Below are 24,138 nucleotides of genomic sequence, written 5' to 3'. Positions count from 1 at the left end.
GGGGCGGCCGTTGCGACGGCGGTCGGCGCATCCCCCCGGGTAACCGGCTCACCGGCACAGAGCGCTGTCGATGACCCCTCTGACATCCGCCGGGCCCCGCTCGCTCGGCGCCCCGACAGCGGTGACCGCGACCGTGACGGCGCGGCCCCCGTCGGTGACACCGGTGCGCGTCTGGTAGCCGGGTATGTCGCCGCCGTGCCCCCACATCCGGCCGCCGCAGCTCAGCGGCACGCTGACCAGCCCCAGGCCGTACCTGGCGCCGGGCCACATGGCGTCGGCGGGGACCGTGGTGCGCATCTGGGCGAGCTGCGCGGGCTTGAGGAGCCGGCCGTCGAGCAGGGCGGTGAAGAAGCGGTTCAGGTCGCCCGGGGTGGAGATCAGCTGTCCTGCGGCCCATCCCCAGGAGGGATCCATCTCCGTGATGTTCTCCAGCGGTCCGCCCGGTTTCGCCGCGACGTAGCCATCGGGGTGGGCCTCCCGGATGCGCTCGTCGCCCGCCGCGGGGAAATAGGTGTGGCGCAGACCGGCGGGCTCGATGACCCGGTGGGTGATCTCCTCCGCCAGCGGACGTCCGGTGACCTTCTCGATGAGCAGCCCGGCCAGCAGGTAATTGGTGCTGCTGTACGCCCAGCCGGTGCCGGGGGCGAACCGCGCCTTGTGCGCCAGCGCCAGGTCGAGCGCGGTGCGCGGCGGGACGTAGGTGTGACGGCCCTTGCCGGTGAGGTCGGTGAGGTGATCGGTGTAGTCGGGCAGTCCGCTGGTGTGCTGCAGCAGTTGGCGCACCGTGATGCGGCGGCCGTCGATGCCCTCGCCCCGCACCAGGCCCGGCAGATACCTCTCGACGGGGGCGTCGAGCGCGACCTTGCCCTCGCCCACCAGCTGAAGGACGACGGTGGCGGTGAACGCCTTGGTGTTGCTCCCCGCGCGCACCTGCCCGTCGGCCGGCACCTTCGCTCCGGTCCGCAGGTCCGCGACCCCGGCGGTGTAGTGGCGGGCCCGCCCGTCGGGGCCGAGGGTGGCGGCCAGGGCGGCCGGGTACCGGTCGTCGTGCACCAGACGGTCCAAGCCCTGCCGCAGGACGTCGGCTGAGCCGCCGGGCCGCGCCGCGTACGCGGGCGGCGGACCGGCCACGGTCAGCGCGGCGCCCAGCACGACGACCGCCGTAACACCCTTGCGGAGCCCGGCCGTTGCCGGGACACGGCGCCGAAGCTGACGAGGACGATCGGGCATGGCGAACACTCCTGGTGCGACCTGCTGGGTCCGGCTCACATGATCAGGGCCAGCTCGGCGTCCTCGCGCAGCTTGGCCAGGGCGCGTGAGACGGCGCTCTTGACCGTGCCGACGGAGACCTCCATGACCGCGGCGGTCTGCGCCTCGCTCAGGTCCTCGTAGTACCGCAGCACGACCATCGCCCGCTGGCGGGGCGGCAGCCGCATGATGGCATCCCACATGGCGTCCCGCAGCCCCTGCACCTCGGCGGGGTCGGGGGCCGGAACCGGGTCGGGCTCGGGCAGTTCGTCGCAGGCGAACTCGTCGACCTTGCGCTTGCGCCACTGCGAGGTGCGGGTGTTCAGCAGCGCACGGCGGACGTAGCCGTCGAGCGCGCGGTGGTCCTCGATGCGCTCCCAGGCCACGAACGTCTTGACGAGCGCGGTCTGCAACAGGTCTTCCGCGTCGTTCGGATTGGTGGAGAGCGACCGCGCGGCGCGCAGCAGCACCGGCCCCCGGGCGCGTACGTAGGTCGAGAACGACGGGTACGCGGCTGGTGTCGCGGCGCTTGTGCACACTGGCGTGGTCATGTCTCCACGCTAGAAGCGGGAGGGCCGCGGAGGATCGGCCCCAGGTGCCGAAGCGCTCTCCGTCTGAAGTTGTACGGGTGGGGGCCGCCCTACCTCCTCAGGACGGACAGGGGGCGGCGCTCCCCTAGGGCAGCGGCCGGGAAGACACCGCCCGAGGCCCGTTCCGCCATGCTCGGAGGCCCGTATCGACCGCGCGAAGAAAAGTCACAAAAAGGGCTTTTCACCCGCCGCGAAGAGGCGTAGCGTAAGTAACAGCCTGCGGGGCGAGCGAGGGAGCTCGACCGGAGCGTGTTGGGGAGAAGGACGAGTTCCTTCGAGCACGCAAGGGCCGGGCTGAGAGGCCGGAAGGGTCGAAAGACCGGAAGGCGACCTCCACCACCTGATACGGACAATGCCGTCGAAGGAAGCCCACCTCGCAGGTTTCGTGCTGCCCGGCCCGCGCCCCGGCAGCCGGGCCCGCCGCTCAGCCGTCGGCCCCCAGGATCAGCCCCGACGTGGGCACCCCGGTACCCGCCGTGACCAGCACCCGCGCGGCGCCCGGCGCCTGGTTGACGGAGCTGCCGCGCACCTGGCGCACCCCCTCCGCGATCCCGTTCATCCCGTGCAGATACGCCTCGCCGAGCTGGCCGCCGTGGGTGTTCAGCGGCAGCGCGTCCGCCGCGACGAAACCGGCCGCCTCGCCGGGCCCGCAGAAGCCGAACTCCTCCAGCTGCATCAGCACGAACGGCGTGAAGTGGTCGTAGAGGATCGCCACGTCGATGTCGGCGGGCGAGAGCCCCGCCGTGCGCCACAGCTGGCGGGCGACGACCCCCATCTCGGGCAGCCCGGTCAGATCCCGCGAGAAGCTCGTCATCTGCTCCTGCGCGCGGCCCGCGCCCTGCGCCGCCGCCGCGATCACCGCGGGTTTCCTGCGCAGCGTACGGGCCCGCTCGACGGAGGTGACCACGATCGCCTGGCCGCCGTCCGTCTCCTGGCAGCAGTCCAGCAGCCGCAGCGGTTCGACGATCCAGCGGGAGGCCGCGTGGTCGGCGAGGGTGATCGGCTTGCCGTAGAAGTACGCGGCCGGATTGCGGGCCGCGTGCCTGCGGTCGGTGACCGCGACATGACCGAAGGCTTCCGGCGTCAGCCCGTACGCGTGCAGGTAGCGCTGGGCGGCCATCGCGACCCAGGAAGCGGGGGTGAGCAGGCCGAACGGGAGCATCCAGCCGAGCGCCGCGCCCTCGGCCGACGGTTCGCGCTGTTGGACGCCGGAGCCGAAGCGGCGCCCTGACCGCTCGTTGAAGGCGCGGTAGCAGACGACGACGTCGGCGAGGCCGCAGGCGACGGCGAGCGCCGCCTGCTGGACGGTGGCACAGGCCGCGCCGCCCCCGTAGTGGACGCGCGAGAAGAAGGACAGCTCCCCGATACCGGCCGCCTGCGCGACGGTGATCTCCGGGCTGGTGTCCATGGTGAAGGTGACCAGACCGTCGACGTCGGACGGCCGCAGACCGGCGTCGTCGAGTGCGGCGTGCACCGCGTCGACGGCGAGTTTCAGCTCGCTGCGCCCCGAGTCCTTGGAGAACGCGGTCGCGCCGATGCCGGCGATGGCGGCCCGGCCGCCGAGGGTGTCCGCACGGTCCAGGGTCATGACGCCTCCCCTGCGCGGCCATTGCCGTCCGGGAGGCCGTCGGCGGCGGGCACGGTGACCGTGACGGTGCCGGTGACGTGGTGGCCCAGGCCGTTCGCGCCGACGACACGGACCTGCGCCGTCCCGCCGTCGACCCCGGTCACCGTTCCCTTCAACACCATGGTGTCCCCCGGATAGTTGGGCGCGCCGAGCCGGATGGCGACCTTGCGCAGTACGGCCCGCGGCCCGAAGTGGTCGGTGATGTAGCGGCCGACGAGACCGTTGGTGGTGAGGATGTTCATGAAGAGGTCGGGGGAGCCCTTGGCGCGGGCCGCCTCGGCGTCGTGGTGCACGTCCTGGTAGTCACGCGAGGCGACCGCCCCGGAGACGATCAGCGTGCGGGTCACGGGGATGCGCAGCGGGGGCAGTTCATCGCCCGGCTTCATACCGTTTCCTCATCCGTCGCGTCGTCAGTGAGCAACAGGCCCAGTTCTTCGAGGAGTTGGGCACCGGCACCGAGGTGCGCGCCGAGCTGTCTGCCCCACAGGAAGTGCCGGTGGACGGGGTGGCCGATGTCGGCGCCGACCCCGCCGTGCAGGTGCTGGACGGCGTGCACCACGCGGGTGCCCGCTTCCGACGCCCACCAGGCGGCGGTCAGCGCGGCGGGCCCGGCGTCCAGGCCCGCGTCCCGCCGCCAGGCCGCCTCGTAGGCGGTGACGCGGATCGCCTCGGTGTCCATGTGCGCGTCGGCGGCCCGCAGCAGCACCCCCTGGTTGGTGGACAGCGGACGCCCGAACTGCTCGCGGGTGGCGGTGTGTTCCACCGCGCGGGCGACCGCGCCCGCGCAGACCCCGGCCTGGAGCCCGGCGAAGGCGGTGCGGGCGGCGGCGACGACGTCGTCGTACGGGCCGGTGCCCGCAGCCTCGCCGGCCCCCAGCCGCTCGGCCGGAGCGCCATCCAGGGTGAGCCGGCCGGCCGACCAGGGCGCGGTGGTGGCGACCGGCTCGACGCCGACGCCGGGCGCGTCTCCCCGCACCAGCCACAGCCGCCGCCCGGCGTCAGGCACCAGCAGCAGCCCGGCGCCGCACAGCCAGGGGACGACGGGCACCGTACCGGTCAGACGCGCGGCCCCCGGGGCGGAACGGGGCCCTCCGGTGGTGTCCCGCTCGGCGCGTACGGCCGGTGCGCCGCCGCCGGGGAACGCGCCGGTGGCGGTCAGCGTCCCGTCGCGCAGGGCGGGCAGCAGCCGCTCCCGCTGCTCGGACGTGCCGTGCGCGGCGACGGCCCGCAGCCCGTACACGCAGGTCGCGGCGAACGGCACCTGCGCGGTGACCCGCCCCTGCTCCTCCAGGAGAAGCACCAGACCGAGCAGCCCGGTGTCCTCCACCGCACCGGGCAGCCCGGCCGCGCACAGCGCCTTCCACAGCACGGTGTCGGGGCCGCTGCCGAGCGCGGCCAGCCGTTCCGGCGTGGACAGGTCGGCGAAGATCTCCGCCGCCAGACCGCTCGCCGCGCGCTGCTCGTCCGTGGGTGTGAAGTCCATGTCAGCCCTCGCCTCCGCCCGTGGCCCCCGCGCCCGTCACGGCCCGGAAGACCGGCAGCTCCAACTCCCCGTCCACCCGCAGGAATTCCAGCCGCACCGGCATCCCGATCCGTACCTCGTCGTACGCCACCCCGACCACGTTGCTCACCATCCGCACCCCCTCCTCAAGTTCGACCAGCGCGACCGCGTACGGCGGATCGAAGGCCGGGAACGGCGGATGGTGCATCACGACGTACGAGTGGACGGTGCCCGCCCCGCCCGCCTCGACCGTGTCCCACTCCTGCCCGCCGCAGTCCAGGCAGCCGGGCAGCCAGGGCAGCCACAGCCGCCCGCAGCCGGTGCACCGCTGGATCAGCAGGGTGTGGGCGGCGACCCCGTCCCAGAATCCGGCGTTGTCGCGGTTGATCACAGGCCGGGGGCGGCGGGGCGGCGGCTCGGCCCTCGGGGGGCGCCCGCCCGCCCGCGCCGGCGCGTACTTGAGGATCCGGAAGCGGTGGGTGCCGGCCGGCTCGCCGTCGGCGTGCACGTCCATCCGCGTCGTGACGAAGTGCCCGGTCCCCAGCTTGGTGGTCTTGCGGTCCGACACCGACTCGATCACCGCGTCGAACGTGATCAGGGCACCCGGCCGCAGCGGACGCAGATACTCCTGCTCGCAGTCGGTGGCGACGACGGAGGTGTAGCCGGCGCCGTCGAGCAGCGCGAAGAGCGCGTCGTACTCCGACGAGCGGTCCGTGTGGCCGGACAGACCGCCCATGGTCCACGCCTGGAGCATCGTCGGCGGAGCCACCGCGTCCGGGCCCCGGTACGCGGGGTGGTCGTCCCCCATCGCCTCGCACCAGTGCCTGATCATGGGCAGGTTGACGGGATCCTTGCCCACACCTGCGGTCGCGGCGGGCCGCCCCTCGAAACGCCGCAGCCGCGCGCAGAGGTCGTCCGGGACGCCGTCCTCACGCCCGCCGCCGCCACCCCGTATCCCCTCGTCACCGCCGCTCACCTGCGCCCCCTCCGCATCCCCAGCCGCATCGTCGCGACGATCTCCCGCTGCACCTCGCTCACGCCGCCCCCGAACGTGTTGATCTGCGCCGCACGGTTCATCCGCTCCAGCTCGCCGCCCCCGAAGGCACCCGGGGATCCGGCCCGCACCAGGGCCGCGTCGCCCACCGCCTCCTGGCACATCCGGTACACCTCGACGGTGCTCTCCGTACCGGCGAACTTGACGCCGCTGGCGTCGCCGGGGCCGAGCGTTCCGGCGCCGACGTCGCCGACCAGCCGCCAGTTCAGCAGCCTGGTCGCGGCCAGCCTGGCGTGCGCCTCGGCCAGCCGCGAGCGCACCCACGCCCGGTCGGCGGGCCGCTCCCCGGTCTCCGGATCCGGCGTACGGGCATGCCCGAGCGCCGCGTCGAAGGCGTCCTCGGCCTGCATCCCGATGGCGGCCAGCGCCACCCGCTCGTGGTTGAGCTGGTTGGTGATCAGCCGCCAGCCGGCGTTCTCCTCGCCGACGAGGTTCCCGGCGGGCACCCGGACACCGTCGTAGTACGTCGCGGTGGTCATCAGCCCGCCGACCGTCTCGATCGGCGTCCAGGAGAAGCCCGGCACGGTGGTCGGCACGAGGATGATCGAGATGCCCTTGTGCTTGGGCGCCCCGGCATCGGTGCGGCAGGCCAGCCAGATCCAGTCGGCCTGGTGGGCGTTGCTGGTGAAGCTCTTGGCCCCGTCGATCAGCCAGTCGTCGCCGTCCCGCACCGCGCGGGTACGCAGCGCGGCGAGGTCGGTGCCCGCTTCCGGTTCGGTGTAGCCGATCGCGAAGACGGTCTCGCCGCTCAGAATGCGCGGCAGGAAGTAGTCCTTCTGCTCGTCGGTGCCGTACTTCATCAGCGTCGGACCGACCGTGTTGAGCGTGACCATCGAGACCGGCGCGCCCGCACGGTACGCCTCGTCGAAGAACACGAACTGCTCGTCGGCGCCGCGCCCCTGCCCTCCGTACGCGACCGACCAGCCGAGACCGAGCAGGCCGTCGGCGCCGATCCTGCGGAGCACGGCACGCTGCTCGGCGGGGTCGTCGAGCGGCCCGTCGGGCAGCAACTCCCGGAAGTAGGACCGTAGTTCGGCGCGCAACCGCTGCTGGCGCGCGGTGGGGGCGAGGTGCACGTCGGCGGCCTCCCCTTCTGGTGGCGGCGTGAGGTGCGGGGCTGGATACGGGCGGTGGTGCGGGCGCGGACGCGCGGCGCTTCGGCGGGCGCGCCCGTGCCCGGCGGCCGGACGCGCGCCGTCGACCCGCCGGAGCGCCGTGCCCCTCAACTCCCGGTCATGAACGAGCGCGAGGGTTTCTGACTGTCCGTCAGAAACCCTCGCGCTGTCAAGGTCGAAGCGGACACCTGGCCCGGCGCCCCCCTTCCCCCTCCCCCCGGGCGCCCCAGCCCCCCTCCACCCCCTCCGCAGACATTCCGCGCCCCACCTCCGCACCATCACGGCTCGCTACGGCCCGCTACGGCGGGTGCCTCCCGTCCACCCCGGGGATGCGCCCGGTCGTGGTACCGCCTCCGCCGAGCACATCCCGTCGATCGCCGACGGGCCGGGTGGCGCACAGTCCTGCCATCTCTCCTCCTGGTGCCGGAACCGGCATGCCGCCCCGCACCGGAATCACGGGACCGCACGGGCACACCCCGGGCGGGACACGCGGGCCGAGCGAGCGGACCGGGCCCGCCGGCCACAACTCCGCACCGCCCCCCGGCGGTTGCCCGGCCCCGCCGACCGCCGACGGGTTGCCGCAGGACGAGAACTGCCCACCACACCTCCATCGAATCCCAACGGATCGCCTGATTCCCTCGCAAGGGCGAGAAACCGCATCTAAACCACCAACACCCCCCATTTCACCCCCACATCCCACCCAGGGCACACCCCACTCCCACACCCCCCTTCCCTTACTCGAACATCCGTACGAAAATAAGCCCATGGCCCCACTCCACAGCCATGCCGATCCGGTCACCGCCGACCCTGCCGACGCCGTCCGCCCTGCCGGCGCCGCCCACTCCGTCCGCTCCGCCCACCCGGCCCGCGACGCCCGCCCTCCCTCAGGCCCACAACCCCCCGAGCCCCTGCAACCCCCTGAATCCCCACCGCCCCTGCCGCCTCCATCACCCCAGACGACCCCCGCCACCCCGCACAGCGCCGCGCTCGCCCACGCCCTCACCGCCGCCGGCCTCGGCTACGCCGTCATCCCGCTGACCCGCGGCAAGGTCCCCGGCGTCCGCTCCCCGCACCACGACAGGGACGGCCGGGCCACCGCCCCCTGCCGCGGCGCATGCGGCCGGATCGGACACGGCGTGCACGACGCGAGCAGCGACCCCTTCACCGTGCGCCGCCTCTTCGCCGCCGCCCCCTGGGCCACGGCCTACGGAATCGCCTGCGGCCTGCCACCGCACCACCTCATCGGCGTCGACCTCGACACCGAACACGGCGCCGACGGCCGCACCGCGCTCCAACTCATCGCCGCCCAGCACCACTTCGGACTGCCGCCCACCGTCACGGTCCGCACCCCCAGCGGCGGCCTGCACCTCTGGTTCACCGGCCCGCCCCGCCCTCCGGTGCCCAACTCCGCCGGCCTGCTCGCCCCGGGCATCGACATCCGCGGCACCGGCGGCTACCTGGTGGGCCCCGGCTCCCTCACCGCCCACGGCCGGTACGTCCTCGCGCCCGGCGCACCCCGCACCCCCGCCGCCGCCCCGCGCGCCCTCCTCCGCCTCCTCACGCCCCCGTCCCACCCCGGCGAACCGGCCCCCGCGGCGGCGCCCCACCCGACGTCACTCCACCCCGCCACGGCCCTCGTCCGCTTCGTCCGCACCTCACCCCCGGGGCAGCGCAACGCGCGCCTCTTCTGGGCCGCCTGCCGCGCCCACGAATCCGGCCTCGGCACGGAACTGACCGGCGCCCTCACCGTCGCCGCCCGCCGCGCCGGCCTGCCCGAACGCGAAACCCGGGCGACCCTGGCCTCCGCCGCCCGCCACTACGTCGCGTCACTCACCGCCCCGCGCGAGACCCCCTGACACCGGCCACGAGCGCTCCTGACGCCCACCACGGGCCCTCTCGAATCGCTACGGCACCCGCTCCCCCACGGCGGCCCCGCAATATTCAGCTGCGCCCGCGCGCCACCCCAACTACCCTGGCCGCCATGTCGACACCCCGGATTTCCTAGCTCGGACACCCGCTTTCACGCCACCCGTGTGTCTGTGTGTCCTTGAGCTTTTTCCGGAGCGTTATCCATGATCACCGTGCGCGGTGCCGACGTACGCGTCGGCGCCCGACTCCTGCTGTCCGACCTCACCTTCCACATCGCCCCCGGCGACCGCATCGGCCTCGTGGGCCGCAACGGCGCCGGCAAAACCAGCCTCCTCAACACCCTCATCGGAGCCGCCAGGCCCGCCGCCGGCTCGGTCACCCGCACCGGCTCGCTCGGCCACCTCGCGCAGGACTCCCGCACGGCCGACCCGACCGTCAGCGTCACCGACCGGATCCTGTCCGCCCGCGGCCTGGACCGCGCCGTACGGGCGCTGCGCGCCGCCGAGACCGCCATGGCCGAGGCCGCCGCGCCCGCCGCGCAGCAGCGCGCGATGACCGCGTACGCCCGCGCGGAGGCCGACTTCCAGGCGCGCGGCGGCTACGCGGCGGAGGCCGACGCGGCCCGGGTCGCCGCCGGTGTCGGGCTGCCGCCCGAGGTCATGCACCAGCCGGTGGGCACGCTATCCGGCGGGCAGCGGCGTCGCGTCGAACTGGCCCGCATCCTTGTCGCCGACCACGACACGCTGCTGCTCGATGAGCCGACCAACCACCTGGACGCCGATGCGATCGCCTGGCTGCGGACGTACCTGGCAGGTCACCGCGGCGGCCTGATGATCACCAGCCATGACAGCGAGCTGCTGGCCGGCCTCGTCAACCGGGTCTTCCACCTGGACCCGTCCCCCGGCGCTCGCCCGCATCCGGGCGCCGCGGAAGCCGCCGGCTCCACCCTCGACATCCACAACACCACCTGGCACGCCTACCTCACCCAGCGCGCGGCCGACGAACGCCGCCGCGCCCGCGAGCGCGGCAACGCCGAACGCAAGGCCACCGCACTGCGCCTCCAGGCGGACAAAATGCGCGGCAGGGTCGCGACCGCCACCGCGGCGAAGAACATGGCACGGCGCGCCGACCGGCTGCTCGCCGACCTGGAACCGGCCCGCCGCACGGCCAAGGTCGCCCGGATCCGGCTGCCCGAACCCGCACCGTGCGGCCGGACACCTCTGGGGGCCGTCAGCCTGACCAAGGCGTACGGAGACCACCAGGTGCTGCGCGGCGTGGACCTGGCCGTGGACCGCGGCAGCCGCCTGGTCGTGATCGGCCTCAACGGCGCGGGCAAGACGACCCTGCTGCGGCTGCTCGCCGGACGCGAACTGCCGGACTCCGGGCGGGTGGTGCACGGGCACGGGCTGCGGCTCGGCTACTTCGCCCAGGAACACGACACCCTCGATCCGGCGCGCAGCGTCCGGGAGAACCTCGCGGCCACCGCGCCGCATCTCACCGACGGCGAGGTGCGGCACGTCCTCGGCTCGTTCCTGTTCACGGGCGACGACGCCGACAAACCGGCCGGCGTCCTCTCCGGCGGCGAGAAGACCCGCCTCGCCCTGGCCGGACTCGTCCACTCCGGGGCGAACGTGCTCCTCCTGGACGAGCCCACCAACAACCTCGACCCGGCGTCCCGCGGCGAGGTCCTGAGCGCCGTCGACACCTACCCGGGCGCCCTCGTCATGGTCACCCACGACCCGGGCGCCATCGAGGCCCTACGCCCCGACCGCATCCTGTTCCTCCCCGACGGAACGGAGGACCTCTGGAGCCCGGACCACCTCGAACTCGTCACACTCGACTGAGCCCCACCCCAAGCCCTCTCACCTCGGCCCCTCCTCCCCCACCACGATCGTCATCTCCGGCCGGTCCCACATCACAGCCGGCGGGTTCGCCGCCACGGTGCCGGTACGCCGCGCACCGACGCTGCGATAGAAGCCCTCGGCCGGCGGATGCGAAACGACCCGCACGCTCTCGATGCCCGCACTCCGCGCCACCTCCCGCATGTGCGCGATCAACAGCCGCCCGATCCCCGCCCCTTGCACCTCATCGGCAACAAACATCAGATCCAACTCGGGCGGCTCCAGCACCAACGCATAGAACCCCACCACCCGCTCCCCCACACCCCCATTGGCCCCCGACGCCTCGCCGCCCCCTTCCACCGCGACATACACCTCATGCGCCTCGATGTAATCCGGCCCCACCCGATACCCCGCCACCATCGCGGCATGCGGCCCTTCATACGCCCGCGAACTCCGCACCATCCGCGTAAGCCGCTTCGCATCCCGCCCCGTAGCCCGCCGAATCCGCACCCCCGCACCACGCCGCCCACACACCCCACGCCCCGCCATACCGATCTCGCCCTGCCTTCCGCTCCACGGCAACATCACCCGAAATCACCGCTAAATCCGGTAAGTCACTCACTCACCGTCACGGTACCGGGGAACGAAAGCCGTCCCGAGCGAGGACTGGCCCTCGCCCGCGATCGGCATCCGGGGACGAGACATGGAGCGAGAACACCTGGCCGCACTCCTCACGGACAGCTCCGAAGCGCCCACACAAGCCCGTGAAGCCCTTGGGTCCACATGTGCGCCACCGCGGCTCCGGAGTTGCGTCAGGCGGGGTCGCCGCCGTTGTTGACCAAGGGCCTCACCGCTCCGGTTTCGCGGTTGATCTCCAGGTAGTCGTCGCGTCCGTCTCCATCGAGGTCGGCGAAGTCGAGGCGCTCCTTCGCGCTGTCGAAGCCGCCACCGTTGGCGATCTCCTTCGCCTTCTTCCAGGCGAACTTGCCGTGGCTCGGGCCACCGCCGTTCGGCCACGCCTTCACCGCTCCGGCCTCGGTGCCGACCAGATAGTCCGCACGCCTGTCGCAGTCGATGTTGTGGAAGGAGGGCGAGTCCCCGCCATCCAGACTGACGGAAATGACCTGGTTGAGGTGCTTCCAGTCGGGCTGGCGGTCGTGGTTGCTGTCGCGGTTCAACCACGCCTGTACCGCTCCGGACGCGGTGTCGACCATCAGGTAGTCGTCGCGCCTGTCTCCGTCGATGTCGGCGAACACGATCCGGGCATGGCCCTCCATGCCGCGGGAGATCCGCGTGCCGACCGTCCAGTTGGGCGGGCCGACGTGGTCACCTTCGACGTTCTTCCATGCCTTCAACTCTCCGGTTTCGCCGTTGACCACCAAGTAGTCGTCGCGTCCGTCTCCGTTGATGTCGGCAAAGTCGATGCGCTCCTTTGCCTTGTCGAAGCCGGCGCCAGAGGTGATCTGTCCGCCAGGTCCCCAGTCGAACTTGTCGTCGTGGCCGGTGCCGTGGTTGCTCCATGCCTTCACCGCTCCGGTTTCGCCGTTGACCACTAGGTAGTCGTCGAATCCGTCGCCATCGAGATCGGCGAAGTCGATGCGCTCCTTCGCGCTGTCGAAGCCAACGCCCGGAGGAATTTCCTTTTTGGAGATCCATAGGCCGGGGAAGGTGCTGCACCCGGGCAGAAAGGTTGGCGGTGTGTCCGGCTTGGCATCAGCGGAGCGGTGCCCGGATGAGGCATCGCCGGGAGCCGTCTTCTTCGGCGTTCCATCGTCGTGCTTGTCACCCCCGCCGTCGGCCAACAGAGGAATGACGGCGCTGACGACGCCGAACCCGCCTCCACCGACGGTCGTGATCACAGCGACGATGAGAGCGACCTTGCCGGCTTCGGTCAGACCGTTGAACCACTCCCGCGCCCGGCGCATGCGTAACCGCTGCGGTGGTGAAGGTGCCGGCCCGGATCCCGATCCAGGAGTTGGGGTCGGGTTGCTGCTCGGCGATGGCGGTTCCGAAGACAACGAACCTCCTGGCCTCTCGGTTGGTTGGTCGGGCCCAAGACAGTAGGGGAATCGGGTGGCCGGGACCACGGGCCAAGACGAGGCGGAGAGGCCGGTGAACACGAGCAGCGCGCCATGCCGTGCCGGACAAGGAAGCCGAAAGCGGCCGAGAACGGCCGAGAACGGTCGGCCACGGATCAACGGCAATCGAAATGAACAAGTGGCCCCTGATCGGACGTTCCCTGATCAGGGGCCACTTAACGGCGGAGGCTGTGGGATTTGAACCCACGGTGAGGGGTTACCTCACGACAGTTTTCAAGACTGTTCCCTTAGGCCGCTCGGGCAAGCCTCCCCGCGGCAGCGCCTGGCGGTGCCGCGGGGATCAGACTAGCGCGTCACTTGTCTCCTGTGCGCTGGCCCAGGGTGACGACGGCGGTGCGGTCCTTGCCGGCGCGCTTGTAGGTGAGGGTGATCTTGTCGCCGGGCTTGTGCTGCCAGATCTCGCTGATCAGGGTGGGGCCGCTGTCGATCACCGTGTCGTCGAGCTTGGTGATGGTGTCGCCGGGCTGGAGTCCTGCCTTGTCGGCGGGGCCGTTCGGGGTGACCGCGTCCGAGCCGCCGTTGCCGGTCTGGGGGATGGTCGCGCCGTTGCCGGTGTCCTTCATGGTGACCTGGACGCCGATCTGCGGATAGACCGGCTTGCCCGTCCTGATCAGGTCCTGGGCCACCCGGCGGGCCTGGTCGATGGGGATCGCGAAGCCCAGGCCGATGCTGCCCGACTGCTGGCCCTCACCGCCCAGGCCGCCGTTTCCCGCCGACTGGATGGCCGAGTTGATGCCGATGACGTTGCCGCTCGCGTCCATCAGGGGGCCGCCGGAGTTGCCCGGGTTGATGGAGGCGTCGGTCTGCAGCGCGCTCATGTACGAGGCGCTGCTGCCGCCGCCGTCGCTGGAGGCCACCGGGCGGTCCTTGGCGCTGACGATGCCGGTGGTGACCGTGCCGGACAGGCCGAAGGGGGCGCCGATCGCGATCGTGGCGTCGCCGACCTGCACGTTGGCGGACTTGCCCAGCGGCAGCGGCGTGAGCTTGGCGTCCGATGCCTTCTTCAGCTTGACCACGGCGACGTCGTAGCCCTGGGCCCGGCCCACGACCTCGGCGTTGTACTTCTTGCCGTCCGAGAACGTCGCGGTGAGCGAACCGCCGTCGGCGGCAGCCGCGACGACGTGGTTGTTGGTGAGGATGTGGCCCTGCTTGTCGTAGACGAAGCCGGTGCCGGTGCCGCCCTCGCCGGTCGCGCCCTGCGCCTCGATCGTGACGACGCTGGGCAGCGCCTTCTGCGCTATCCCGGAGACGGATGTGGGCTTGCGGTTGAGCGCACCGGGGTCGCCCGAAGAGGAGACCGTGGTGGAGGAGCTGTCGTCGCGGCCCGCGGCCCAGAAGCCGATGCCGCCGCCGACGCCGCCCGCGACCAGCGCCGCGACCAGCACGGCGGCGACCAGGCCGCCGTTGCGCCGCCTGGGGGGCTGCGGTTCCGGCGCGCCCCAGGGGTCGCCGCCACCGCCGCCGTAGGGCGGCTGCGTGCCCCAGCCGCCACCGGGTGCGCCGTGGCCCGCCGAGGCGTAGGCGGGCGGCTGCCCCGCGGGTCCGCCCGCGGCCCCGGGGTACCCGCCACCGGGGTACGGCGGCTGTCCAGGCCCGCCGTATCCGGGCTGCGCGGCCATCGTCGCCGTTCGGTCCTGATCGGCGGGCGTGCCCGGCCCTGCTGCGGCCGGTGCCCGGCCGTCGCCCGTGGTGGGGGCGAAGTCAGGCGGCGGGGGCGCGGCGGGTGCGGGCGGGGTGTGCGGAGTCTGTGCGGCGGAGGCGGACGCGGGTGTGCTGTCCGACGCCTTGGGCGCGGCCGGCGGCTCGGCCTCCGGCGGGACGGCGGCGCCCTCGTTCTCGGTGCTCACGGCTCTCTCCTCAGCTTCACGACTGTGCCGGCCCACGACCCGGCCCGTCCTCCGGTTCCCCGGGCGGCGGGGGCGTCTGCGGCGCCTCGTCGTCCGGTTCGCCGGTCTCCGGGACCGGGTGTTCCGGTGTTCCGGGATTTCCGGTTCCTCTGTCTCAGGGACGCGGAATCCGGTCTTCAGGATTCCGGATCCGGGCGGAACGGGCGAGTCCCGGCCCGGACGGCACGGGCGGGGCTCGGCCTCCAGCCTTTCCCACAGCGCGTCAGCGCACCGTAAGCCGAGGCTGTGACCGTCCCCTCATCCTTCATGCCGGACGTCCTTCACGCCCGATGAGCAGCGCGTCCCCTGCCGTGCGCACAGGCAGCGCGGGGCGGCCCGACGACGGTGGATGGCACGATAACTCGGTGACCTATGCACGCCCCGCCCAGGACGCCCGTCCGGGTCCTCCCGCCCTGTCCGTCGTGGCCCATCGCGGCGCGTCCGACGACGCTCCGGAACACACGCTGGCCGCCTACCGCAAGGCGATCGAGGACGGTGCCGACGCCCTGGAGTGCGATGTCCGGCTGACCGCCGACGGCCAGCTGGTCTGCGTGCACGACCGCCGGGTGAACCGCACGTCCAACGGGCGCGGTGCCGTCTCGGCGCTGGAGCTGGCCGACCTGGCCACCCTCGACTTCGGGTCCTGGAAGGCGGCGGCCGGCGACCCCGAGGCCCCCGACCGGCAGTACGAGGACCCCGAGCTGACCTCCGTGCTGACGCTGGAGCGCCTGCTGGAGCTGGTCGCGGACGCCGACCGGCGGGTCGAGCTGGCCATCGAGACCAAACACCCGACGCGCTGGGCCGGACAGGTGGAGGACCGGCTCGTCACCCTCCTGGAGCGCTTCGGGCACACCGGGCCCGCGGGCCCAGGGGACCTGCCGCCCGCGGTCCGCGTCATGAGCTTCTCGGCGCGCTCGCTGCACCGCGTGCGGGCCGCGGCCCCGGCGATCCCGGCGGTCTACCTGATGCAGTTCCTCACCCCCCGGCACCGCGACGGCCGGCTACCGCCCGGCGTCGGCATCGCGGGGCCCGGCATACGGATCCTGCGCGCACACCCCGACTACGTCGCCAGGGCGCACCGGGCAGGTCACCGGGTGCACGTGTGGACCGTCAACGAACCCGATGACGTCGAGCTGTGCCGGAGTCTCGGCGTGGATGCGGTCATTACAAATCGCCCCAAGCAGGTACGAACCCAACTCGGCTTTGCCTAAAGCTCGTCACAGGGTGTGCACCGGCGCATGCGACACGTGGGCATGTGTGTCGAATGCGTCACTGTGCAGTGCTTGGCCGGTTTCCGGTCCAGTCCATTGGGGAATTCATCCCGTGGCGTGGGGCAAAGGAGGTCTCGGGGGTGGCGTTGGTGGTGGCACAAGAGGTGCCGACGTCGTCGATCATGGCCGTACCCCATGGTGCTGTGGGTGTCGGCATGGCCAGACGACGCATGAGCGAAGAGCTGTTGGCAAGTGGAGTTCAGGACACAGTCGTCGATGACGCGGTCCTCATCCTCTCGGAACTGTTGAGCAATGCCGCTCGGCATGCGCGTCCCGTATACGAGAAGAGCCTGCCGGACTCCGTGCGCGAATCGGGGTCCGTACGCGAGATCCACGGTGGCCGTGACCAGGAGTACGTCCTCGCTTCCTGGCGCATCGACGGCCGCGGGCAGCTCACGGTTTCGGTCACGGACGGTGGCGGCCCGACCCGGCCCCGTCCGGCCACCCCCTCGGTCACCGCGCGCGGCGGCCGTGGGCTGGCGATCATCCGCTCGCTGTCCAAGGACTGGGGCGTACGCGAGGTGATGGAGGGCGAGGTCACGGTCTGGGCCGTGCTGTCCGCGTACGACGGCTTCGCCGACCGGGTCGCGCTGGCTCCGGTCCTGCCGGCGTCCTTCGCCGCGGGCGGGGCGCAGAGCCTGCCGCCCGAGCTGGCCTTCGCGGACCTCGAAGACCCGGTGTAGGCGGTCCCGGCAGCCGCCGCCGGAGCGAAGAGTGCGGGCCGTGCGGCAGGGCGGGCAGGGCGACACGAATTCGGGCTCATTCCTCTAGGCTCACGCCGAACCGCGTCCCAAAGAGGCGCGCACGCAGCGGCCGTACGCCCCTGGCGTGAACGCCTCTCAGCCCAGGATCGACCAGGAGACACCGCCGCCATGGCCAAGAAGCGCCGCCCCCAGCCCCAGGCCGCAGCACCGAAGACGCAGGACGGGGAGGTGCCGGTCGTCGGCGCCCGTGAGCCCTGCCCGTGCGGTTCGGGCCGCCGCTACAAGGCATGCCACGGCCGGAGTGCGGCGCACGCCGTCACCGAGCTGGTCAGGCGCCCGTTCGACGGCCTGCCCGGCGAGTGCGACTGGGTCGCGCTGCGCGAGCTGGTGCCGGCCGCGACCGCCGAGCTGACCCTCAAGGGCGGGCTGCCCGACGGCGTGCCTTCGGTGACGCTGGCCACGGTGCTGCCGATGGCCTGGCCCGCGCTGCGCCGCGACGACGGCGCCGTCCTGCTCGGCCTCCAGAACGACACCTCGTCCGGCGACCTCAGCCGCGACCTGGCGGACACGCTCCAGCGCGCCCTGACCGCGAAGCCCGGCACCCCGGTGGCGGCCGGCCGGCCCGCCGCCGACGGCCCCCGGCTCCAGGATCTGCTCGACCCGGACGCTCATTTCGAGCCGTCCGTGCACAGCGGCTTCGAGTTCTGGGTGGAGGACGCGGAAAACGCCGCTCCCGAGGTGGCCGCCTCCCTGGAGCGGGCCAACGCCTCCGCCATCCCGACCGCCCGCATCCCCGGCCTGGAGGGCGCCTACTGGTGCGAGGCCCCGGAGAAGAACCACCTGCGCTGGGTCACCTCGTTCCCCGAGGAGCAGCTGCTCGACGCGCTCGCCCGGCTGCACGCCGCCGGCACGTCCTCGCTCGGTGACGGCACCCGGCTCGTCGGGTCCTTCCGCGCGCACGGCCTGGTCGTGCCGGTCTGGGACCTGCCGTCGGAGGTGAGCGCGGAGGACGTGACGGCACCGGCCGCGGCGTTCGCCGAGCGGCTGGCGAAGGCGCTCGCCTCGGACGCCCCGCTGACCTCGGAGGAGCGCCGGGCGCGCGGTGGCCTCACCAACCGTCAGGTGACGCTGAGCTGACAGTGACATCCCAGGGGCCCCTGACGTGACTCCTGTCACAACTGCCCCTACCTATCGGTAAATAGGCGTCCGGAATTCCGCGATCGAATTTGCGAACCGCCGATCTCTTGTTACCGTTCTAGGAGCCCGGTCGCTGGTGCATCCCCCGTCGCCAGCGACCGGGCGCTTCCATGTCCGCAGCCGGACGCCCTTCCCGGCCGGACCCTCTCCGCACGGCCGCCCGCCCGATCATCGGTACGGAATCCGTTGCGAGACACCGGACACGACCTCGCGCGGCATCCGACGCGGCACCGGATGTGGATCTTCTTCGCCCCGCGCACAGCCCCCCGCATCCGCGTGAACACCCGCCACCCGGCGCGTAGTTGCCCGTCGGTGCACCTCAGGACGCCCACCGGGCCCGCCGGCAGGGTCACGGGCAAGGAACCGCGCAGCAGCGCACCGTGCGGGCTTCCAAGGCGCCCGCAGGGGCGTGGCAGGCCGCAGCGGCAGCGCCGCCGGGACGCGGCGCGCAGGGACGCTCCGGCGGGCGGGCCGGAGCTGCCGGGACCGGCGGCAGGCACGGCCGTACGGGGGCGCCGGGAGGTGAAGTCCCGCGCTGCGCCGCCCCGTACGGGTGAAACTCCGGGACGCGGCCCCGGAAGGGCTCAGTACGCGAGCCGGCTGCCGCCGTCCGGGGCGCTGGTGCTCGCGGTGACCAGTGCGGTCACGATCGTGGACACCTGTGGCAGCCACGGTGCGGCCTGGGTGGCGGCCGGCGGCCTCTCCCAGCGGACCGCGCCCGCGCCGATCTGCGAAGGCGGCAGCACCAGATAGCCGCCATCACCGTGGAAGCGCAGCGAACTGGGCACCCATTCCTGGGTGTGCAGCAGCTCGCCCAACTCCGCCAGGTCGTACGGCGATACGAGCAGCGACCAGCGGGTGGGGGTGGCCACGACCGGGCCGACGCGGACGCCGAAGTGGTCGAGGGCGGCCAGCGCCCGCGCGCCGGCGACGGCCGACAGGCTCACCGCGCAGGGCGCGTTGCCGCCGGTGGCCAGCACGACCGGGGCGTCCGGCCGGTTCGTCCACCACCAGCGCACCATCCGCGCGTCGGTCGTGGCGGCCAGCAGCCCGGGGTCGAAGGGGTGCGCGCCGGGCACCACGCAGTCGGCGTCGGGGCAGCTGCACCGGGGTGCCGCGCGTTCGCCGAGGCCGTGCCAGCCGCCGGGCTGCCGGCCGCCGGCCCGCAGTCTCACCCCCGGGACCACCGGCCACTGCCATTCGGTGGCGCAGTGGAGCGCCGCACCGAGCAGGGCCGACCTCCCGGTGCGCCGGAACAGATGCTTGCGTCGCCTTCCGAGGATCTCGCGCATGAGCGCTCGTTCCTTTCCGTTAACGCCGAGGGCTAAGTCCATCGCACTACATGCCGGTTCATGCCGCTGCGCGGCGATTTCATACGACCTGGCCGTACGACCCGGGGCCGGTCACGCCACGTGGATCTTTGGACACTGCGTATTCGAAGGGCAGCGCATCACGTCGTACGCCGAGCGTGGAACGTGACGGGGTAGCGCGCTCTTGGCGCTTGCTGTGCGGTAGTGCAATCCCCGCCACTTGGGAGTCCGTCGCGGTCGTCGTCCGTAAAGACGCCCGTGTCCGCCGGAGGGTTCCGGTGCGGCCCCAACTGGCCCCGCATCTCTCCGAGTACGTACCCGCCATCGTGCATATGACGCGCTGCTGATCGCCGTCAGTCGACCCCAAATGAGTGTCCGTGGGGATGTTTTCCGGCCAACCTTCTTGCCCAGTGGACACCATAAACCCCCTGGGGACAATGCTGGACATCACGTCATTGGTGCGTGTAGATGTGGAGGCATTGATAGCTGAGCAGCATGACATGGGGGTTTGCGATGCTATTGAGTAAATTGAGCGGACAAAACAACCGCACAACATCACTCAACAAAACGACGCACTCCCTACCAAAATGCGTTGCCACCTGGTGTGATTCCGGGCCTGGCGGAAGTCGTCGGCCATGACCGTCCCCCATGTCCCGAAAGTGGCCGGAACCGAGCCCCCACTCTCCGGCTCCGCTCACACTGCCGACCCGCCCGCCGACCCCGACACCCTGCACGACCTCACCGAGCGGCTCGCGCGCACCCGCACACTGCCGGACGCGCTCCGGGAAGTGCTGCGGGCCGGCACCGCCCTCATCGACGCAGGCCGGGGCCTGATCGTCATCGAACCGGCCGACGGACTCGGCCCCGACACCACCATCGGCCTCGGCCTCGGCCCCGCCGACATCGGCCACATCGAGACCGTCCCGCACCGCGCCCTGCCGCACCGCCGCATGCTCGACGGCCTCCCGGAGCCGGACGGCGGCCACGACGCCACCGGATCCCGCCCGGAGGACGGCGCCCGCACCGAGGCCGCCGAGCGCACCGAGAGCGCCGAACCCGACATCCCCGGCGCGAAGGGCATCGACCCCCGGCTGCGCGAGGTCGCCGCCCGCCTCGGGTACGCCGCGAGCTACACCGTCCGGTTGGCCGCCGACCCCTACGGCGGCCTCGGCGCCGCGACCTGGTTCTACGACGAACCGGCCGAGCCGACCGAACGGCAGCGCCACCTCATCGGCCGCTACCGGCGCTACGCGTCCGAACACCTCGCCCGCCTCCTGGAACTCGACCGCCACCGCAAGACCGCCACCGCACTCGGCGAGGAGCTGCTGCCCCACCGGCTGCCCCGGGTGCCAGGCGTACGCCTCGCGGTGCGGCACGGATCGGGACCGCGCGGCGGCGGCGACTGGTACGACGCGCTGCCGCTGCCGGACGGCGCGCTGGGCCTCGCCGTCGGCTCGGTCTCCGGCTCGGGCCCCTGCGCGGTGGCCGCGATGGGCCGGCTGCGGGCCTCGCTGCGCGCGTACGCGGTCATGGAGGGCGAGGATCCGGTGGCGGTCCTGTCCGACCTCGAACTCCTCATGCGGCTGACCGAATCGGCCCGCACCGCCACCGCCCTGTTCGCCTTCACCGAGCCGCCTGGCGGCCCGGCGGGACTGCCCGGCGACGCTCCGCGCACGCTGACCCTGGCCGGTGCAGGACACTGCCCGCCGTTGATCGTCGGCGAGTTGCGCACCGAGTTCGTGGAGACCTCGCTGTCCGCGCCGCTCGGCATGCTGGCCTGCTGGGAAGCGCCGAGCGTGGAGATCGAACCGGCGCCGGGCGAGACCCTGCTGCTCTACAGCGACGGGCTGCTGCACCGGACCGGCGACACCACGGACCGCGCCTTCGCCCGGCTGCACGCCGCGGCGGCCCGCGTCCCCAGGAGGAGCCGCCGCGATCCGGACGCGATCGCCGACCACATCCTGGCCGCCCTGCTGCCCCAGGGTCTCGACGATCCCGCCTCGGACGAGGACGTCATCCTGCTCGCCGCGCACTTCGAGGCGTAGGCCGGGCCCGTCCCGGGACACGCGCGCTCCGGGGCCCGCCGATATATGGCCGAAGTGCCGGAGAGGTCACACCTTCCGCCCTCTGGACCGCATTCGATCCGCACATACGATGGAACGCGGTTCAGTCTTTACAAGGAGGCATCGTGACCGACGAGCTCACCCCGGAGACCCCGGACGAGGACGAGCAGCCGATCAAGCAGCGCAAGAACGGCCTTTACCCGGGCGTTTCCGACGAGCTCGCCGCGAGCATGAAGAGCGGCTGGGCGGACACCGAACTGCGTGACCTGGAGCCGATCGAGCAGGCCCCGAACGCCGCCGCCCGCCGCGCCGCGCTCTCCGCGCGCTTCCCCGGCGAGCGTCTGGTGATCCCCGCGGGCAACCTCAAGACCCGCTCGAACGACACCGAGTACGACTTCCGCGCCTCCACGGAGTACGTCTACCTCACCGGCGACCAGACCGACGACAGCGTCCTGGTCCTGGAGCCGAACGGCGACGCGCACGACGCGACGCTCTACCGCCTGCCCCGCTCGAACCGCGAGAACGGCGAGTTCTGGCTCAACGGCATGGGCGAGCTGTGGGTCGGCCGCCGCAACAGCCTGGCCGAGTCCGAGGCGCTGCTCGGCGTCCCCTGCAAGGACGTCCGCGAGCTGGCCGATGCGCTGGCCGATGCGACCGGACCTGTCCGCGTCGTCCGCGGCCACGACGCCGGGATCGAGACGGCGCTGGCCGACAAGGTCACCGCCGAGCGCGACGAAGAGCTGCGCGTCTACCTGTCCGAGGCCCGCGTGGTGAAGGACGCCTTCGAGATCGGCGAGCTGCAGAAGGCCGTCGACTCGACCGTCCGCGGCTTCGAGGACGTCGTGAAGGTCCTGGACAAGGCCGAGGCGACCAGCGAGCGGTACATCGAGGGCACGTTCTTCCTGCGCGCCCGCGTCGAGGGCAACGACGTCGGCTACGGCTCGATCTGCGCCGCCGGCCCGCACGCCACCACCCTGCACTGGGTCCGCAACAACGGCGCGGTCCGCTCCGGCGACCTGCTGCTGCTGGACGCCGGCGTGGAGACCAACAGCCTCTACACCGCCGACGTCACCCGCACCCTGCCGATCAACGGCCGCTACACCGACCTCCAGCGCAAGATCTACGACGCGGTGTACGAGGCCCAGGAAGCCGGTATCGCGGCGGTCAAGCCCGGCGCGAACTTCCGCGACTTCCACGACGCGTCGCAGCGCGTGCTCGCCGAGAAGCTCGTCGAGTGGGGCCTGGTCGAAGGCCCCGCCGACCGCGTCCTGGAGCTGGCACTCCAGCGCCGCTGGACCCTGCACGGCACCGGCCACATGCTGGGCCTCGACGTCCACGACTGCGCCGCGGCCCGCACCGAGGCGTACGTCAACGGCACCCTGGAGCCCGGCATGGTGCTGACCGTCGAGCCCGGCCTGTACTTCCAGGCCGACGACCTGACGGTGCCCGAGGAGTACCGCGGCATCGGCGTCCGCATCGAGGACGACATCCTCGTCACCGAGGACGGCAACCTGAACCTCTCGGCCGCCCTGCCGCGCCGCTCGGACGAGGTCGAGTCCTGGATGGCCGGTCTGAAGGGCTGACCGCGCCGCACGGCACGCGCAACGGCCGGTGATCCCCTGGGGTCACCGGCCGTTGGCCTGCCCACCTCACAGCGCCAGCGGGTAGGACGTCCTGCCGGACGCCTCGTCGATCTCCTCGTGTGCCTTGGTCAGCATCTTCATGGCCAGTTCGTTGAGTGCCCTGGCCGCGGCGATCTCCTCGCCGATGCGGGGCTGGTACGAGTCGACGGGGTGGCGGCTGGCATACCCGTGGGCGCGTACCTCACGCCCGTCGGGGAGCCGTACCAGCGCCGCCGCGCGGGTGCGGTGGGTGTCCTCCTCGAATTCCATCTCGACATGCCATCCGACAGCGGTGTGCACCATGACGATCACCTCCGGAATCGCTTCTTCCAGCGTGCGCCCGTCGGCCGCCGAGCGCACCGTCGGACCCGTCAAAAGCCGTCGGAAGCCGAAGCGAGTCAGTCGCTTCCCCACGGGCCGCCGCCCGTCCGGTACGCCCCGGCCTCGACCCCCGCCCTGACCGCCAGGGCGGCCGAGTCGGCGAGGGCGCGGTCCACGGGGCGGCGGGCGATGAGCAGGCGGTAGTAGAAGGGCGCGGCGAGGCCGGAGATCACGGCGACCGGGTCGGTGTCGTCCGGGATCTCGCCGCGGTCGATCGCGCGCCCGACCATCGCGCCCGCGAGCTGGAGACGGGCGTCGAAGAAGTCGCGGAGGATGCCGGCGGCCTCCGGCTGGCGGGCCGCCGCGGAGACCACCGCGTCGAGGAGCCCGCGCACCCGGGCGGCCTCGTAGAGGGTCTGGAGGGAATGCGCGAGGGCGCGCAGGTCACCGTCGAGGGTTCCGGTGTCGGCCAGCGGGACGCTCGTGCTGCTGACGTCCGTCAGCAGATCGCAGACCAGGCCCTCGATGTTCCGCCAGCGCCGGTAGATCGTCGCAAGGTGAATTCCGGAACGCTGGGCGATGCCTTCCATCGTGAGCGCGCCGAACCCGGACTCGGCCAACTCATCGAAGACCGCGGTCAGTACGGCCTCTCGGGTACGTGCCGTACGACCTCCCGGACGGGCCTTGCCGGGAGGGTGAGGCGCAGGGTTCACAACCGCTCCGTATTGCCGTGCGGGATCGGGCCACGTATTGTCCAGTACAGACTAACGCGAGCAAGTTCGCGTTAGACAGTGCGTGCCGGTCTCGCAGTGTGGGGAAA

Annotated in this window: 20 protein-coding genes and 1 tRNA gene; 7 read left to right on the top strand and 14 right to left on the bottom strand. The window is 72.3% G+C overall.

Going from position 1 to position 24,138, the window contains the following annotated elements; translation table 11 throughout:
• Positions 1–48: 48 nt before the first annotated feature.
• From ACGFNI_RS17320 to ACGFNI_RS17290, 7 genes are all read right to left on the bottom strand, one after another.
• Positions 49–1,230: a serine hydrolase domain-containing protein gene (locus ACGFNI_RS17320; RefSeq protein ID WP_393684580.1), complete on the bottom strand. Its 1,182-nt coding sequence runs from the start codon at positions 1,228–1,230 to the stop codon at positions 49–51.
• A gap of 35 nt (positions 1,231–1,265) precedes the next feature.
• Complete coding sequence (locus ACGFNI_RS17315; RefSeq protein ID WP_393684578.1) at positions 1,266–1,799, bottom strand: SigE family RNA polymerase sigma factor; 534 nt, start codon at positions 1,797–1,799, stop codon at positions 1,266–1,268.
• 463 nt (positions 1,800–2,262) lie between these two features.
• Positions 2,263–3,426, bottom strand: a complete 1,164-nt coding sequence (locus ACGFNI_RS17310; protein ID WP_393684576.1) for a lipid-transfer protein — start codon at positions 3,424–3,426, stop codon at positions 2,263–2,265.
• Positions 3,423–3,851: a MaoC family dehydratase gene (locus ACGFNI_RS17305; RefSeq protein ID WP_393684575.1), complete on the bottom strand. Its 429-nt coding sequence runs from the start codon at positions 3,849–3,851 to the stop codon at positions 3,423–3,425. Before ACGFNI_RS17305 ends, ACGFNI_RS17310 begins: the two co-directional genes overlap by 4 nt.
• Positions 3,848–4,948 carry an acyl-CoA dehydrogenase family protein gene (locus ACGFNI_RS17300; protein WP_393684574.1) on the bottom strand — a complete coding sequence of 367 codons (1,101 nt, stop codon included), beginning with the start codon at positions 4,946–4,948 and terminating at the stop codon, positions 3,848–3,850. The genes ACGFNI_RS17305 and ACGFNI_RS17300 overlap by 4 nt, the downstream gene beginning before the upstream one ends.
• 1 nt (position 4,949) lies before the next feature.
• Positions 4,950–5,921 (bottom strand): bifunctional MaoC family dehydratase N-terminal/OB-fold nucleic acid binding domain-containing protein, encoded by a 972-nt coding sequence (locus tag ACGFNI_RS17295; protein ID WP_393684666.1) that lies wholly within the window; start codon positions 5,919–5,921, stop codon positions 4,950–4,952.
• 17 nt (positions 5,922–5,938) lie between these two features.
• On the bottom strand, positions 5,939–7,096 hold the full coding sequence (locus ACGFNI_RS17290) for an acyl-CoA dehydrogenase family protein (RefSeq protein ID WP_393684572.1): 1,158 nt from the start codon (positions 7,094–7,096) through the stop codon (positions 5,939–5,941).
• 803 nt (positions 7,097–7,899) lie between these two features.
• Between ACGFNI_RS17290 and ACGFNI_RS17285 the strand changes: the two genes are divergently transcribed.
• The gene (locus ACGFNI_RS17285; protein ID WP_393684570.1) at positions 7,900–8,991 is read left to right on the top strand and encodes a bifunctional DNA primase/polymerase; all 1,092 of its coding nucleotides are present in this window, start codon (positions 7,900–7,902) and stop codon (positions 8,989–8,991) included.
• A gap of 216 nt (positions 8,992–9,207) precedes the next feature.
• Positions 9,208–10,848: an ABC-F family ATP-binding cassette domain-containing protein gene (locus ACGFNI_RS17280; protein WP_393684568.1), complete on the top strand. Its 1,641-nt coding sequence runs from the start codon at positions 9,208–9,210 to the stop codon at positions 10,846–10,848.
• 18 nt (positions 10,849–10,866) lie between these two features.
• Here the strand turns inward: ACGFNI_RS17280 and ACGFNI_RS17275 are convergent, their stop codons facing one another.
• The 4 genes from ACGFNI_RS17275 to ACGFNI_RS17260 form a co-directional block, all read right to left on the bottom strand.
• A complete protein-coding gene (locus tag ACGFNI_RS17275; RefSeq protein ID WP_393684665.1) occupies positions 10,867–11,394 on the bottom strand; it encodes a GNAT family N-acetyltransferase in 528 nt (175 codons plus the stop codon).
• A gap of 263 nt (positions 11,395–11,657) precedes the next feature.
• Positions 11,658–12,770 (bottom strand): FG-GAP repeat domain-containing protein, encoded by a 1,113-nt coding sequence (locus ACGFNI_RS17270; RefSeq protein ID WP_393684566.1) that lies wholly within the window; start codon positions 12,768–12,770, stop codon positions 11,658–11,660.
• Positions 12,771–13,106: 336 nt separating this feature from the next.
• A tRNA-Ser gene (locus tag ACGFNI_RS17265) sits at positions 13,107–13,194 on the bottom strand.
• A 43-nt stretch (positions 13,195–13,237) separates the two neighbouring features.
• The gene (locus ACGFNI_RS17260; protein ID WP_393684564.1) at positions 13,238–14,791 is read right to left on the bottom strand and encodes a S1C family serine protease; all 1,554 of its coding nucleotides are present in this window, start codon (positions 14,789–14,791) and stop codon (positions 13,238–13,240) included.
• A 404-nt stretch (positions 14,792–15,195) separates the two neighbouring features.
• Here ACGFNI_RS17260 and ACGFNI_RS17255 point away from each other — a divergent pair, with 404 nt between their 5' ends.
• The 3 genes from ACGFNI_RS17255 (at position 15,196) to ACGFNI_RS17245 (ending at position 17,942) form a co-directional block, all read left to right on the top strand.
• Positions 15,196–16,041 (top strand): glycerophosphodiester phosphodiesterase, encoded by an 846-nt coding sequence (locus ACGFNI_RS17255; RefSeq protein WP_393684562.1) that lies wholly within the window; start codon positions 15,196–15,198, stop codon positions 16,039–16,041.
• A gap of 53 nt (positions 16,042–16,094) precedes the next feature.
• Positions 16,095–16,784, top strand: coding sequence for an ATP-binding protein (locus ACGFNI_RS17250; protein ID WP_393684560.1), 690 nt, complete (start codon positions 16,095–16,097; stop codon positions 16,782–16,784).
• A 189-nt stretch (positions 16,785–16,973) separates the two neighbouring features.
• Positions 16,974–17,942 (top strand): DUF5926 family protein, encoded by a 969-nt coding sequence (locus ACGFNI_RS17245; RefSeq protein ID WP_393684558.1) that lies wholly within the window; start codon positions 16,974–16,976, stop codon positions 17,940–17,942.
• Positions 17,943–18,586: 644 nt separating this feature from the next.
• Here the strand turns inward: ACGFNI_RS17245 and ACGFNI_RS17240 are convergent.
• On the bottom strand, positions 18,587–19,294 hold the full coding sequence (locus ACGFNI_RS17240; RefSeq protein WP_393684557.1) for a bifunctional DNA primase/polymerase: 708 nt from the start codon (positions 19,292–19,294) through the stop codon (positions 18,587–18,589).
• Between the two features lie 653 nt (positions 19,295–19,947).
• Between ACGFNI_RS17240 and ACGFNI_RS17235 the strand changes: the two genes are divergently transcribed.
• Positions 19,948–21,357, top strand: coding sequence for a PP2C family protein-serine/threonine phosphatase (locus tag ACGFNI_RS17235; protein WP_393684555.1), 1,410 nt, complete (start codon positions 19,948–19,950; stop codon positions 21,355–21,357).
• Between the two features lie 143 nt (positions 21,358–21,500).
• Positions 21,501–22,958: an aminopeptidase P family protein gene (locus ACGFNI_RS17230; RefSeq protein ID WP_393684553.1), complete on the top strand. Its 1,458-nt coding sequence runs from the start codon at positions 21,501–21,503 to the stop codon at positions 22,956–22,958.
• Between the two features lie 66 nt (positions 22,959–23,024).
• On the opposite strand, the gene ACGFNI_RS17225 is transcribed toward ACGFNI_RS17230, so the two are convergent.
• Both ACGFNI_RS17225 and ACGFNI_RS17220 read right to left on the bottom strand, forming a co-directional pair.
• On the bottom strand, positions 23,025–23,300 hold the full coding sequence (locus ACGFNI_RS17225) for a DUF1876 domain-containing protein (protein ID WP_393684551.1): 276 nt from the start codon (positions 23,298–23,300) through the stop codon (positions 23,025–23,027).
• A 95-nt stretch (positions 23,301–23,395) separates the two neighbouring features.
• Entirely contained in the window at positions 23,396–24,031 is a 636-nt protein-coding gene (locus tag ACGFNI_RS17220; RefSeq protein ID WP_393684549.1) for a TetR/AcrR family transcriptional regulator, read from the bottom strand.
• Positions 24,032–24,138: the final 107 nt, after the last annotated feature.

It is taken from the genome of Streptomyces sp. NPDC048644, from assembly GCF_043199105.1.
Classification (GTDB): Bacteria; Actinomycetota; Actinomycetes; order Streptomycetales; family Streptomycetaceae; genus Streptomyces.
The sequence above is the reverse complement of the archived record's forward strand: the minus strand, read 5'-3'. Positions and strand labels throughout refer to the sequence as shown.

Bases quoted from the DNA above. Each gene is read 5' to 3' on its own strand.
- ACGFNI_RS17320 (WP_393684580.1), bottom strand. From the start codon at position 1,230: ATGCCCGATCGTCCTCGTCAGCTTCGGCGCCGTGTCCCGGCAACGGCC.
- ACGFNI_RS17315 (WP_393684578.1), bottom strand. From the start codon at position 1,799: ATGACCACGCCAGTGTGCACAAGCGCCGCGACACCAGCCGCGTACCCG.
- ACGFNI_RS17310 (WP_393684576.1), bottom strand. From the start codon at position 3,426: ATGACCCTGGACCGTGCGGACACCCTCGGCGGCCGGGCCGCCATCGCC.
- ACGFNI_RS17305 (WP_393684575.1), bottom strand. From the start codon at position 3,851: ATGAAGCCGGGCGATGAACTGCCCCCGCTGCGCATCCCCGTGACCCGC.
- ACGFNI_RS17300 (WP_393684574.1), bottom strand. From the start codon at position 4,948: ATGGACTTCACACCCACGGACGAGCAGCGCGCGGCGAGCGGTCTGGCG.
- ACGFNI_RS17285 (WP_393684570.1), top strand. From the start codon at position 7,900: ATGGCCCCACTCCACAGCCATGCCGATCCGGTCACCGCCGACCCTGCC.
- ACGFNI_RS17280 (WP_393684568.1), top strand. From the start codon at position 9,208: ATGATCACCGTGCGCGGTGCCGACGTACGCGTCGGCGCCCGACTCCTG.
- ACGFNI_RS17275 (WP_393684665.1), bottom strand. From the start codon at position 11,394: ATGGCGGGGCGTGGGGTGTGTGGGCGGCGTGGTGCGGGGGTGCGGATT.
- ACGFNI_RS17270 (WP_393684566.1), bottom strand. From the start codon at position 12,770: ATGCGCCGGGCGCGGGAGTGGTTCAACGGTCTGACCGAAGCCGGCAAG.
- ACGFNI_RS17250 (WP_393684560.1), top strand. From the start codon at position 16,095: ATGCGTCACTGTGCAGTGCTTGGCCGGTTTCCGGTCCAGTCCATTGGG.
- ACGFNI_RS17245 (WP_393684558.1), top strand. From the start codon at position 16,974: ATGGCCAAGAAGCGCCGCCCCCAGCCCCAGGCCGCAGCACCGAAGACG.
- ACGFNI_RS17240 (WP_393684557.1), bottom strand. From the start codon at position 19,294: ATGCGCGAGATCCTCGGAAGGCGACGCAAGCATCTGTTCCGGCGCACC.
- ACGFNI_RS17235 (WP_393684555.1), top strand. From the start codon at position 19,948: ATGACCGTCCCCCATGTCCCGAAAGTGGCCGGAACCGAGCCCCCACTC.
- ACGFNI_RS17225 (WP_393684551.1), bottom strand. From the start codon at position 23,300: ATGGTGCACACCGCTGTCGGATGGCATGTCGAGATGGAATTCGAGGAG.